The organism is Nocardiopsis exhalans (genome assembly GCF_024134545.1).
Lineage (GTDB): Bacteria > Actinomycetota > Actinomycetes > Streptosporangiales > Streptosporangiaceae > Nocardiopsis > Nocardiopsis exhalans.
On record NZ_CP099837.1, the window covers coordinates 5,978,486 to 5,990,760 of the forward strand.

11 protein-coding genes are annotated in these 12,275 nt (G+C 67.8%); 5 read left to right on the top strand and 6 right to left on the bottom strand.

The window, feature by feature from the left end; translation table 11 throughout:
- Positions 1-160: 160 nt before the first annotated feature.
- Positions 161-772: a hypothetical protein gene (locus NE857_RS26415; RefSeq protein WP_254418100.1), complete on the bottom strand. Its 612-nt coding sequence runs from the start codon at positions 770-772 to the stop codon at positions 161-163.
- A gap of 921 nt (positions 773-1,693) precedes the next feature.
- Here NE857_RS26415 and NE857_RS26420 point away from each other — a divergent pair.
- The 4 genes from NE857_RS26420 to NE857_RS26435 all read left to right on the top strand — a co-directional run bounded on the left by NE857_RS26420 (position 1,694) and on the right by NE857_RS26435 (position 6,058).
- A complete protein-coding gene (locus NE857_RS26420) occupies positions 1,694-1,999 on the top strand; it encodes a hypothetical protein (RefSeq protein ID WP_254418101.1) in 306 nt (101 codons plus the stop codon).
- Complete coding sequence (locus NE857_RS26425) at positions 1,992-3,044, top strand: polyprenyl synthetase family protein (RefSeq protein WP_254418102.1); 1,053 nt, start codon at positions 1,992-1,994, stop codon at positions 3,042-3,044. The genes NE857_RS26420 and NE857_RS26425 overlap by 8 nt, the downstream gene beginning before the upstream one ends.
- A gap of 18 nt (positions 3,045-3,062) precedes the next feature.
- Positions 3,063-4,226 carry an oxygenase MpaB family protein gene (locus tag NE857_RS26430; RefSeq protein WP_017583317.1) on the top strand — a complete coding sequence of 388 codons (1,164 nt, stop codon included), beginning with the start codon at positions 3,063-3,065 and terminating at the stop codon, positions 4,224-4,226.
- 473 nt (positions 4,227-4,699) lie between these two features.
- Positions 4,700-6,058 (top strand): jacalin-like lectin, encoded by a 1,359-nt coding sequence (locus NE857_RS26435; protein ID WP_254418103.1) that lies wholly within the window; start codon positions 4,700-4,702, stop codon positions 6,056-6,058.
- Positions 6,059-6,212: 154 nt separating this feature from the next.
- On the opposite strand, the gene NE857_RS26440 is transcribed toward NE857_RS26435, so the two are convergent.
- Positions 6,213-7,688 carry a pectate lyase family protein gene (locus tag NE857_RS26440; protein WP_017583320.1) on the bottom strand — a complete coding sequence of 492 codons (1,476 nt, stop codon included), beginning with the start codon at positions 7,686-7,688 and terminating at the stop codon, positions 6,213-6,215.
- Positions 7,689-8,232: 544 nt separating this feature from the next.
- Between NE857_RS26440 and NE857_RS26445 the strand changes: the two genes are divergently transcribed.
- On the top strand, positions 8,233-8,601 hold the full coding sequence (locus tag NE857_RS26445) for a winged helix-turn-helix transcriptional regulator (protein ID WP_254418104.1): 369 nt from the start codon (positions 8,233-8,235) through the stop codon (positions 8,599-8,601).
- Between the two features lie 96 nt (positions 8,602-8,697).
- On the opposite strand, the gene NE857_RS26450 is transcribed toward NE857_RS26445, so the two are convergent.
- From NE857_RS26450 to NE857_RS26465, 4 genes are all read right to left on the bottom strand, one after another.
- On the bottom strand, positions 8,698-9,093 hold the full coding sequence (locus NE857_RS26450) for a nuclear transport factor 2 family protein (protein ID WP_254418105.1): 396 nt from the start codon (positions 9,091-9,093) through the stop codon (positions 8,698-8,700).
- A 122-nt stretch (positions 9,094-9,215) separates the two neighbouring features.
- Positions 9,216-9,590 (bottom strand): nuclear transport factor 2 family protein, encoded by a 375-nt coding sequence (locus NE857_RS26455; RefSeq protein ID WP_254418106.1) that lies wholly within the window; start codon positions 9,588-9,590, stop codon positions 9,216-9,218.
- 348 nt (positions 9,591-9,938) lie between these two features.
- Positions 9,939-11,855 (bottom strand): heavy metal translocating P-type ATPase, encoded by a 1,917-nt coding sequence (locus NE857_RS26460; RefSeq protein WP_301184261.1) that lies wholly within the window; start codon positions 11,853-11,855, stop codon positions 9,939-9,941.
- The gene (locus tag NE857_RS26465) at positions 11,852-12,247 is read right to left on the bottom strand and encodes an ArsR/SmtB family transcription factor (RefSeq protein WP_254418107.1); all 396 of its coding nucleotides are present in this window, start codon (positions 12,245-12,247) and stop codon (positions 11,852-11,854) included. The genes NE857_RS26460 and NE857_RS26465 overlap by 4 nt, the downstream gene beginning before the upstream one ends.
- Positions 12,248-12,275: the final 28 nt, after the last annotated feature.

Consider the following 12,275-nt stretch of genomic DNA (forward strand, 5'->3'; position numbering starts at 1 on the left):
CACGGGTACCTCGCGAAGTGCCCTCGGACGCCGTCAACGCCCGTGTGTGCTCCGTTTGTGCTCCGCGGTTATGGACCGGAACGTCACCGGGCGACACAACGCGGCACGGAACGGCATCCTGATTCGGATAGTGCGGGACGCAACGGGACACTCCTTGCCGTTACGGCCGACTACCGCCCGAAGGTCCATAGTTGGCGGTCAGGGCTGCGGCGTACTCGTCCGGGACGGTCTGACCCGCGAAGGTCAGTGGGAGATACGACTCCAGAGCGCCTGACACCTCCAGGAAGGGCCCGAACTGCGCGCACCATTCGTTTCGTGCGGCCACGTTGGGAAACCCCCGGAAAACTGCGATCTCGGGATCCCTTTCACCCCAACACCCCCATCTTCCGGAAGCTCCGGTCACAGCGACGACATTCGCGGAGATGGCAATCGAGCCCAGGATGTCACCGTCCGGCTCGTGACCGATCGCCGCCCAGTAGTTGTCCATGTCGGCCTCTACGGACAACGACAACGCCGGATACATCCGATACTCCGGACGGTAGAAGTCATCGCCATCCGGCTCGAGAACCAGCAGTTCGACGTGACTGTCGCCATGCCACCGGGCCATCGCGCAGAGCGCCGGCCAGAATTTCGGGGTGAGGACCGCATCGAACTCACAGAACAGCGATCCCTCCACGCCCTCTTTGAAGACCTGGCCAGGCAGCCTGGCATCGAGATCGAAGACGGTTGCGCTACGGGAGCGAACACCCAGATAGCCGTTGTGATCGATCACTATCGAACCTGCCCCTGCCATGAGTCCTCATCGCCTTTGCCGGAGGTCAGGAATCCCCGAGCTTGAGTGCGCGCCCCAATGGTGCGTAGGTCGGCGGCATGGGCTTGGAACAGGTAGGGCTTGACATCGGGAACGGGAGTCGTGTCGAGGCCGGTGAGTCCTGGCATGCCGTTCTTACCCGTCACGGATCGCTTTCAGCGGAGAGAGGAGCGGACGCGGGTGCTTCGATGGTGGTTCGAACACACCTCTTGTCTTATCAGCGGCCGGTGACTGGATCGACGCTCTGGGGGCCTGCGGAAGTTGATGAGAGGTGAGGACAGGCGCGGCTTCACCCAGGTGGAACCCAGTATCCGGGGAAGTCCCGGACGCCCTGGCGGCGTGTTGTGTGGCGAGAGCAACTGGCCGAAATCGGCCAGCACAACGGCCGCGCGATGCTGCCCGGTTCACGGGAGCGGCTGGAAGACGACCCCTGCGCATCACAGCCTGCACCACACTCGTCACCAGGCAGTCAAGACCAACCTCAAAGATCAGTGCCTCCATCAGCCCCTCGGCAACAAGTCAGTCGTCCGCACCGGGCGCCTCCTCCGCGGTGGCACACGAAAAGGCCGAGCCGTACCCGCCCCGCGTGGAATACGGGTCGGATGCGGTGGTCTGCGCGACACGGGGCGGTTTCGTGTTCGCGGCAGGACGGCTCGCCCTCGACATCCACACGCCAGCAAATCTTTTTCATTGGTATTGTCTGTTTTTTCGCATTCCACATATCTCCCCAATGCCAGCAAAGCGGACCAGATCACATCATCGCATTGACAAAATTGGTGATTACCAAAGATGCTTGACAAGCAAGGACTCTGAACGGATATACGAATACCCCGAATAAGATCCACTCGGACCTTTTGTCCGTTCTCTGCCGTGGTCCTTCTCATGTCAACTGAAAGCAGGGATGCTGTGGCGCACACCGGTCGCGGTGCGGGGGACGAGCACGAGGACGAACCGTTGCTGATCGCGGCCGGGGTGGCCGACCTGGCCTTCAGCGGTATCGGAACGGCTCTGAAGAGAGCGAGGGCGCTGCTGGTCCGGTCTGACCTGGTGGAGCTGTCCCAGGATGGCCGGAAGGAACTGAAGCAGCGGGGTCGGCTGGCGCTGCAACGGTACGTCCCCGCCTCCGAGTCCCATTTGGAGCTGCTTGCCCGGCGGGCCGCGTCCCGGTCCGGACAGAGCGATGTCTGAGACCGAGGAGCAGTTCCTCCTCCGCACCCGGGTGAACGCCGCGTTGCAGGAGTTCGCACAGCAGGAGACAGATCGCCTCCTCGCCATCGACGCCGACCTGATGCCGGTGGCCGAACAGTTAGCCGTGGCCGTCGCCAGCGGCAAGCGCCTGCGCGCCGCGTTCTGTTATTGGGGATGGCGCGCGGCCGGGCAGCCGGACAGCGATGCCCTGGTCAGAGCCGCCACGGCGATGGAGCTGGTGCACGCCGCCGCCGTTATCCATGATGACCTCATCGACGAGAGCCCGATGCGACACGGCATGCCGAGCTCCCATGTGGCGCTGCGCGCCGCGTTCACCGGTCGGGCGCGGCCTCATGCCGGGGGCCGCGCCCTGGCCCTGCTGACCGGAGACCTGCTGATGTCGTGGGCCGCTCAGCTGTTCCTCAACTGCGGCCTGCCCGCGGCCTACCTGTCCCGCGCCCGCGAGCTGTGGGCGGTCATGACCAGGGAACTGATCGCCGGGGAGTGCCTGGAGGTCCTCCGCACCGGCTCCCGGCCCGACACGAGCAGATCGCTCCAGGTGATCCGCTACAAGACCGCCAAATACACGGTCGAGCACCCCTTGCGTATCGGTGGCGCGATGGCCGGAGCACCGGACAAGCTGTTGAAGGCCTTCACCTCCTACGGGCTTCCCCTGGGCGAGGCATTCCAGCTGCGTGACGACCTACTGGGCCTCTTCGGGGATCCCGAACGCACAGGCAAGTCGAACCTGGACGACGTCCGAGGCAACCGGCCGACCGTCCTGTTCGCCGAAACCTGGTCGGCCGCCACCCCGGCCGAGCGCCGGGAGCTGCGCGGTTTGCTCGGCCGACGGGGCCTGGACGGCGAAGGCCTTCTGAGAGTGCAGGCGATCACGCAGCGTACCGGTGCCCTCGACCGTGTCGAGGAAATGATCGCCCATCGTGTCCAGGCCGCGACCGCTGTTCTCGCCAGCGCGGACGTACCGGCCGAAGCAGCCGAGGCCCTGTCCCGCATGGTGGCCTCCGCCGCGTCCCGCCGTTACTGATCCGCCGAAAGGAATCCCATGTCCTACACACCAGAGTCCATGGACGCGCTACGGCTCCTGGGGGACGAACTCGCCGACGAGACGGTCAAGGAACTGTTCGAACGCGGGCAGGTCGGCAAGTTCAACACCCTCATGCGCTACTTCTCCACCGCCGGCCAGGACCTGCCCGACGGACTGCCGGACGTCGCCCGCGAGTACCTGCACGCCACCGCCGCTCCGCCCTCCTGGATCGACTGGGGTGAGATGGAGAAGGCCCGGCTGTTCTTCATCGACAACAACGTGCACATCTCCACTGCCCTGGCCTTCTCGGCGATGCCCGCCTGCTACGTCATCCCGCACGTGGCCAAGCTGCTCAGCGCCACCCACGCCCTGGAATACCCCTCACGGCGCATGGCCGAGACCGGACAGTTCACCGTCTACCTCATGCAGCCCGACGCCTTCGAGGCAGGGAGCCGGTTCGTTCCCGCGGTCCAGAAGGTACGGCTGCTACACGCCTCCATTCGCTACCACATGAGCCGCGAGGGCCGTTGGGACGTGGCCGCACTCGGCACGCCGATCTGCCAGGAGGACATGATCGGCGGCCAGATGATGTTCTCCCTCCAGGTGCTGGACGCACTTCACCGCCTGGGGATCCATATGTCGGTCGACGGCGCGGAGTCCTACTTCTACGTCTGGCGCGTCGTCGGCGAGATGCTCGGTATCAGTCCCGAGCACGCCCCGGCTGACCTGGACGAGGCCCGGAAGTTTTCCGACCTGTACATGACCAGGCACATGGGCCCCTCGGAAGAAGGGGCACGTCTGACCCGCCAGCTCATCGACCTCTATGAGGAGGTCGTCCCGGGAACCCTCCTCGATCCGGTGGTCGCCGCTCTCATCCGCTACCTCATCGGCGACACCTGCGCCGACTGGCTCCAGGTTCCGCGCACCGGCTGGGACACGGCCGTCAAGCTCTCTCCCGCCCTGATCGGCATCTTCGAGCGCATTGAGGACCGTTCTCCGCTCGGGGAGTGGGCCCTGGACCGCCTCGGCCACATCACCACCCACCTTGAGCTCAGCTCCCTCACCCGTGGCCGGATCATGCAGTACGCCATCCCCGAGCAGCTCAAGGACGAGTACGGTGTCACTTCTCAAGCCAACCGGACCGACCGCTGGACCCCGCCGTCCTTGAGCCTGCGCACCTGAGCAACGGTCCCTCCGCGGCGGCACGCACCTGGAGCCACCCGTGAGGGCAGCTTGCGACTGGGTGGGTATACATACCGAGGGGCCTCGCTTGACACCCATAGGACCGTCAGTGAAGGGCCGCAACCGTCAGCGGCAGGGCACGCGAGGACGGCTCGGGCTCCGCCCACGGTTTCGCCGCCTGCCCCTGGAGCAGCACACGCCAGAACGGATAGACCCGTATCCTCACCTGGGGTCAGCGATCCTGTGGGGCTCCCGGTCTGCCACCTGAACCGGCCACCGTACAGGGACCGGGTTGCTCACCTCAGCCGGAGCCGCCGCTCCTCGTAGCAGCCCGGCGGCCGAGACGGCCGCGCGTGAGTTCCGATGTCCTCGAACAGGGCGCCAGGAGGGCGCCTTCGGGGGGTCCCGCGGAGCCGGGCCCGGGCCCAGGCGTAGAATCCGCCGGGCACCGTCCCCTCCAGACAGAGGTCCACGTGTCCCCCTCCCCCGCACGCTCCCTGTCCGTTCTCCTGGCCGTCCTCGCCCTGATCACCTCGCTGCTGACCGCACCCGCACCCGCTGCCGCAGACGAGGCGGCCGACGACACGGCCACCTCCGGGGCCCTGTCCGTACTGACGTACAACGTCGCGGGTCTGCCCGAGTTCCTCACCGACCCCGCAGAGCAGCGCCCCAGCGTCAACACCCCGGTGATCGGGCGGCGGATCGAACCCTACGACGTCGTCCACGTCCAGGAGGACTTCAACTACCACGCCGCCCTGTACGCGAACAACGACCACCCCCACCGCACCCCCACCAGCGGCGGCGTCCCCTTCGGCGACGGGCTCAACACCCTTTCCCACCTGCCCTACAGCGACTTCCACCGGGTCAGGTGGAACAGGTGCAACGGCACCGACTGCCTCACCCCGAAAGGCTTCACGGCCTCGCGCGTACGGCTCGCCGAGGGTGTGTACGTGGACCTGTACAACATGCACGCCAACGCCGGGGTCAGTAACGCCGACCTCGCCGCGCGACGGGCCAACATCACCCAGCTCACGCAGTACATCGAGCGGCACTCGGCGGGGAACGCGGTGATCGTCGCGGGTGACACCAACACCCGGTACACACGCGCCGGGGACAACATCCGCGAGCTCGCCGACACGCTCGGCCTGACCGACGCCTGGGTCGAGCACGTGCGCGGCGGGTCCCGCCCGCAGGCGGGTTCGCCCGCCCTGGTGTGCCAGACCAACGCGCCCACCGAGGGCTGCGAGGTCGTCGACAAGATCCTGTACCGCTCCGGCGCCTTCGTGGAGCTGCGTCTGGCCGACTACCGCAACGATCATGCGGACTTCCTCGACGCCGACGGCCGGATGCTCTCCGACCACTACCCGCACACCGCCGAGTTCGACTGGTCCCTCGCACCCGGGGTCCTGATGAGCGACCTGGCGGGCGGTCCCCACGGCACTCCGTTCACCGACGCGGAACGGGTGGTCGGCGGGGCGGAGCCCGTCGCGCTGTCCCTGCGCGCGGGCGCGCGCGTGGACCAGGTCGCCATGGACTACGCCGAAGGCGGCCGTACCGCCCACGGCGGGAGTGGCGGCACCGCGCGCTCGCTCACCCTCGAACCGGGCGAGCACCTCGTCTCGGCCACCCTGTCGACCGGTCAGCGCAACGGGCGCACCCGCGTCTTCCACGCCGAGTTCGCCACGGACCGGGGGCGGACGCTCTCGGGCGGTACGGCCACGTCGGACACGGTGACGTTCACCGCGCCCGACGGGTGGCGCATCGCCGGGTTCCACGGCCGTGCGGGCGATGAGGTGGACAAACTCGGCCTCATCTACACACCCGTTCCCTGATCCCCGACCTGGGCCGGGCGCACCAAGGCTGACCACAGCGCCCCCGGTCCGAGGTCCGCGCGAAGGCTCTCCCTCGGGAGGGGGCTGAACAGCGTGTTTCTCGGAGGGTGAGAAGGGCCCGGGGAAGGGCTGCTCCCTTCCCCGGGCCGTCGGGTCACAGCTTCCCGTGCCCTGCCCCTGCGCTGACGATCTCCGGAACGCTGCCGGGAGCGTCGGCCTCGTAGCTGTAGGGCGGGTCGGACACATTACCCCGGGTCTCGGGCTCGGCCGAGCCGACCAGGACGTTGTCGCGCGCCGTCAGGTTTCCGGGACCCGAGTCGGCGTATCCCACGACTGTCGTCGCACGGCTCAGGTTCTCGAAGTAGTTCCCTTCGACCAGCACGTTGGCGCCCATCGTGGAGGCCACCGCGTACTCCCGGTTGTCCCGGTAGTAGTTGTTGAACACGTGTGTGTGTTCGGAGAAGCGGACCCGCGGGTGACGGGTGTTCGTCCCGTCGTAGAAGTTGTGGTGCAGGGTCACGCGCAGGTGCCCGATGTCGGCTGTGTGGCCGTCGCTGTGACCGATGATCGTGGTCTTGTCGTGGCTGTGGAAGTGGTTCCACGACACCGTGACGAAGTCGCTCTCACGTTTGATGTCGATGAGGCCGTCGGCACCGTTGGAGAATGTGTTGTGGTCGATCCAGATGTTGGTCGATCCGTTCTGGAGGTTGATCGAGTCGTCGTCGGCGTTCGTGAAGTTGATGTTGCGGACGACGATGTTGTGGGCGTCGCTGATGTTGAGCCCACCCCCGGTGATCGTCGCGTCCGTGCCCAGACCGATCAGCGTCTTGTCGCTGGACACCCGGTGCATTCCGCTGATGGAGACCGTCCCCTGGACCTGGATGACCAGCGGGCCGGAAGCGCTGAGCGCCTCGGTGAGCTGTGCGCCGTCGGTCACCGTGACGGTGTCGCCTCCGGCGCCGCCGGTGGTCCCACCGTTCTCCGCTGCCCAGCCGGTCGGGCCGCCCGGGTCCGGCGACGGGGCGTCCGCCCCGACCTCGATGAGCTCCCAGCGCTGGTTGGCGCCGCCGTGGTCGTCGTACTGGGAGAGACGGGCGCCGTTGTCCTGGTTGTGTTCCCAGACCTCCAGGGCCTTGCCGCTGTGCCGGTTGATCAGGGAAACGGTCCCGTCCCCGGCGTCGACGGGCCGCCACTGCTGGTTGGCTCCGTCATGGCGGGTGTACTGGCGGATTTCGGCGCCGTTTTCGGTGGAGCGCTCCCAGAGATCGACGGCCTTGTCGCTGTGGCGTGCCACGAGTGTGAAGTGGCTGTTCGTCTGCGGCACGAACTGGAACTGCTGGTGGGCGCCGTCGCCCTGGTCCCACTGGATGATCTCGGTGCCGTTGTCGGCAGATTTTCCCTCGACGTCCATGACTTTGCCGCTGTTGGCGTTGCGCAGGACGTAGTAGGCGTCCGAGTCGATGCCAGAGGCCTGGACCGAGACGGTCTCGGTGGTGTTCGCGGAATCGTCCGCCCGTTGGAGGGCGAACAGCGAACCGCCCGCGAGGGCGAGGGCGGCGGCTCCGGCGAGGGATGCGCGCAGGGGTGAAACTCTCCGTCGCTTACGTGAGCGACGTGACGTCGTCGGCACGGTGGTCTCCTGCTTGTGGGGGTCCGGGGTCGGCCGTGAACCGGCCCCGGAGGCAATGGGTGTCAGGAATGGGGCCGCGCTCGGGCGGCGCCGGCCGCGCAGTCGCGGCCTGGAAGCACGGTGCCCGGGAGTCGTTGCGGGACCGGGCCCCGGTGGGGTCATCGCTTGCCGCGGGAGCGTAGCACGCTCTGCAGAAAAGGCCTCGTTGCTCCTGGAAACCGCATTTTATGTAAATAAACCTCACTATTCTCCTGAAAGTCACATGAGGAGTTCGCCGGTTTTCGGACCCGGACCCGGCATCGCGGGCAGGCCGCGTCCGCCCCGTCCACACCGGCCATGTTCAGGGCGCCCGCGCAATGGAACATCCGTACCGGCAGCTGATCGGCCTCCGGCGCTATCGATGCGGCCGTCTACGGCTCTGGCCGGTCCCGCCCTCGGAGCGCTCCCCCCGACGCGGCCCTCAGTCGGCGTTACGACTCGATGACACCTATGCTCACCATTGGAAACCAATCGCCTCAACGCAACCAATGGGAGGGTTCACCGCATGCCCGAGCACCCGACGTTCGACATCCTCACGGCGACCTGCCCGTCCCGCACCTCGCTCGCCCGCATCGCCAACAAGTGGACCGCCATGGTGGTCATCGCGCTCAGCTCCGGCCGCCTGCGCTTTCGCGACCTGCGCACCACGGTCGACGGGATCAGCCCGAAGGTCCTCACGGACACTCTCCGGGACCTCGAACGCGACGGAATCGTCACGCGACACGTGTACGCGGAAGTGCCCCCCAGGGTCGAATACGAGCTGACCGCCCTGGGGCGCACCCTGCACGCACCTCTTCAGGCACTGGGCATCTGGGCAGAGGAGCACATCACCGAGGTGCTCGCAGCACGCGAAAGCTACGACGCGCACACGTGACCCCGCCCCGTGTGCCTGGTGCGGACAGCGCGTACGGCCTCCGTCCGCGCGTCGGCCCCGGGGCGCACCCGGGGCCGGCGGGCCAGGGCCTGTTCCCTACTGCCCCCAGAAGGCGTCCTCGGCGACCTCGTCTTCGGAGAACAGCCACATCTCGACGATCTTCCCGTCCTTGAGGCGCAGGAGGTCCACTCCGTCCATGCTCATGGCCGCGTCCTCACGCCGACCGGCGAAATGGATGGGGGCGGCCACCAGGTCGCCGTTACCCATCAGGGCGTGGACCGCGTCGATCGCGAAGCTGCCCTGACTGGCCTCCATCATCCCGCCCAGCAACGCGAAGACGGCGTCGCGCCCCTTGTGCTCACCGGAGAACTGGTTGGCGCCCGGCTGGTGCCACACGACCTCCTCGGCGAGAAGCTCCCCCACCTTCGCCAGGTCTCCGGCCTGCACAGCCTGGAAGTACTCACGGGCAATCTCGACGTTCTTGCTGGCCATAATCATTTCCTCCTCATGTCCCCAAGACGGGGATCACTTCATTATGTAACATTTGAACTACAGAGAGCGACTAGCATGTGGTGCCGTCGCCCCCCGAATGACACATGGCGGCGAACCTGCGCTCAGACGCCACCCCAGAACACGTCCCAGCCCCACCGGTCGACAGTGAAGAGCCGCCTGCGCGATCCGGCCGCCTCGACCCTCAGCGGGCCGACGCCGCCCATCTGCGCCCCACGCCGTCGCGCGACCGGGAAACGGGCGGGCGTCGACACCAGCACACCGTTCACCAGGGGCTCGCCCGTCGACTCCAGCTCACCCCCGGCGGCCGCCACCACACCGATCGCGGCCGCGCCACAGTGCGCGCCGGAGAACCGGCTGGCGCCCGACTGATGCCACACGATGCCGTCGGCGAACAAGCTCGCGGCCGTGGCGAAACCCTTGGCGAACACCGCGCCTACGTACTGGCGTGCGATCCCGCGCATCGGGGTGGACCCCATGGCCGACTCTCCCCCTGATCGGTTCGTGCTGCTTGACTCCTATAGTCACCATCGGAAACCAGTAACCTCAACGTAACTATTGGAATAGGTGACTTAGATCACATATAGCCAAGGGCTCTCCGCCATCACGCCGACGCTGGACCCATGCCCCGATCGGCCGCGCCCCGGAGCTCCCGCAGGCATGACCGGCCGACGAATCATGCCGGGGCCTTCTCCTTCTCACCGGCCGCCGGGCCCGTAGACGCGCGGTAGCGGTCGGCTGATCCAGGCATGTCAGGATCGATGTCGGGACAGCAAGGACGCCTCACCGGCTTCCTTGCCCGGTCGGGGCCCGCCCCCCGTGCGAGCTCATCGCGTCCAGGCGCGTTCGCGCAGCAGCCGGATGCCGTTGAGGGCGACGATCACCGTGGAACCCTCGTGTCCGGCCACCGCGAGCGCGAGCGGCAGAGTAGCCACCAGATCCCAGGTCACCAGCACCACGATGAACGTGCCCGCGATGCACAGGTTGGCGATCACGAAACGACGCGCCCGCCGGGACAAGGCGATCAGCCGGGGCAGGGTCGACAGATCATCGCGCACCACGATCGCGTCGGCGGTGTCCAGGGCCAGGTCCGAGCCGCGCCTCCCCATCGCCACACCGGTGGTGGCCGCAGCCATCGCGGGGGCGTCGTTGACCCCATCGCCCACCAGCAGCACCTGGGCTCCGGCCTCCTCCTGCTCCTTGACCAGGGCGGCCTTGTCCTGGGGCAGCAGGGCCGCGTGCACGCGGTCGATGCCGGTGGCCCCGGCCACGTGTGCGGCGGTGGCGGCGTTGTCCCCGGTGAGCAGGTGCACCGGTCGGGTGGTGAGCGCACCCACCTGCTCAACGGTTCGGGCGGCTTCGGGACGCAGGGTGTCGGTCAGCGTGATGCGGCCCCGCACCTGCTCGTTCACGCTGACGATGACCTGGGTGCTCGCCGGGCCCTCGGGGTCTGCGGGGGCGCGCTCCACACGCACCCGTTCCCCGTCCACCGTCGCGCTCACCCCGACCCCGGGCAGGGACACGAAGTCCTCCACCGGCTGCGGAGCCACCCGTCGCTGGTCGGCGTGCGCGCAGATGGCACGGGCCAGGGGGTGTTCGCTGTTGCGTTCGGCCGCCGCCGCCCAAGCCAGGATCTCTTCGGCGGTGTGGCCCGCTTCGGGTTCGACCTCGGCGACGCGGGGCTCGCCCTGGGTCAGGGTGCCGGTCTTGTCGAAGGCCACCAGGTCGGCTCGGCCGATCTGTTCCATGACGGTGGCGGATTTGACCAGGACGCCGTGGCGTCCGGCGTTGGCGATCGAGGCCAGCAGCGGCGGCATGGTGGAGAGCACCACCGCGCACGGGGAGGCCACGATCATGAACACGATCGCGCGCAGCAGCGCCGCTTCGAAGTCATGGCCCAGGAACAGCAGGGGGATACCCAGCACGAGCAGGGTGCCCACCACGACCAGGGCGGAGTAGCGCTGTTCGATCCTTTCGATGAACAGCTGGGTCTGGGCCTTGGTGGCCGAGGCCTCCTCGACCAGGGTGACGATGCGGGCGATCACGGACTCCCCGGCAGGGCGCGCCACGCGCACCCGCAGGGCTCCGGTGCCGTTGATGGTGCCGGAGAGGACCTCATCTCCCTCGCCGCGGGGCACGGGGACGGATTCTCCGGTGATGGCCTGCTGGTCGACCTCGCTGCGGCCGTCGATGACGGTGCCGTCGGCGCCCACGCGTTCACCGGGGCGGACCAGGATGGTCTCCCCCACCTGGAGTCGGGAGGTCTCCACGGTCTCCTCGCGTTCACCGTCCACGGTGGTGGTCAGGCGTACGGCGCGTTCGGGCGCCAGGTTCAGCAGGGCGCTGACGGAGTCCGCGGTGCGTTGGGTGACCACGGCCTCCAACGCTCCGGAGGTGGCGAAGATGACGATGAGCAGGGCGCCGTCGAAGACCTGGCCGATGGAGGCGGCGGCGATCGCGGCCACGATCATCAGCAGGTCCACGTCCAGGGTGCGCTCCTTGAGAGCGCGCAGCCCGGACAGGGCCGAGTCCCATCCTCCGGTGGCATAGCAGGCCAGGTACAGGGTCCACCACACCCAGGCGGGGGCGCCCAGGAGTTGGGCTGCCCCGCCGACCAGGAACAGGGCCAGCGCGGCGGCCGCCCAGCGCACCTGCGCGAGTTGGATGCCGGTGGCCAGCAGCGAGGGCGGTTGGGCCTGGGGGCGTTGGGTGGCGGGGGCCGCCGTGGTCGGAGTGGCGGTCACGACTGGCCGTCCTGGCTCTGGTCAGCATGCTTCGGGGCCGCGATTCGGGCGCGGTGGTGGGCGGGTTCGACTTCGAGTGCGTGTTCGGCCTGGAAGACGGCGTCGGCGACCAGCTTGCGGGCGTGCTCGTTGGCCAGGCTGTAGTACATCCTGTTGCCCTCGCGGCGGCAGGCCACCACGCGGCCGATGCGCAGTTTGGCCAGGTGCTGGGAGACCGACGGGCCGGGCTTGTCGAGGCGTTCGGCCAGCTCGTTCACCGACAGCTCGCCGCCGCGCAGGGCGAGGATGATCCGTACCCGGGTGGCGTCGGCGAGCAGGGAGAGGATCTCCACGGCGTACTCGACGTAAGGGCTGTTCTCATCAAGACTGCATGGATGCGTATCTGCGTTCATACGCAGATACTAAGGCTGCCGGTGTGGT

Coding starts and splice junctions, on each gene's coding strand:
- NE857_RS26455 (WP_254418106.1), bottom strand. CDS start 9,590: ATGGGGTCCACCCCGATGCGCGGGATCGCACGCCAGTACGTAGGCGCG.
- NE857_RS26465 (WP_254418107.1), bottom strand. CDS start 12,247: ATGAACGCAGATACGCATCCATGCAGTCTTGATGAGAACAGCCCTTAC.
- NE857_RS26450 (WP_254418105.1), bottom strand. CDS start 9,093: ATGGCCAGCAAGAACGTCGAGATTGCCCGTGAGTACTTCCAGGCTGTG.
- NE857_RS26445 (WP_254418104.1), top strand. CDS start 8,233: ATGCCCGAGCACCCGACGTTCGACATCCTCACGGCGACCTGCCCGTCC.
- NE857_RS26430 (WP_017583317.1), top strand. CDS start 3,063: ATGTCCTACACACCAGAGTCCATGGACGCGCTACGGCTCCTGGGGGAC.
- NE857_RS26425 (WP_254418102.1), top strand. CDS start 1,992: ATGTCTGAGACCGAGGAGCAGTTCCTCCTCCGCACCCGGGTGAACGCC.
- NE857_RS26420 (WP_254418101.1), top strand. CDS start 1,694: ATGTCAACTGAAAGCAGGGATGCTGTGGCGCACACCGGTCGCGGTGCG.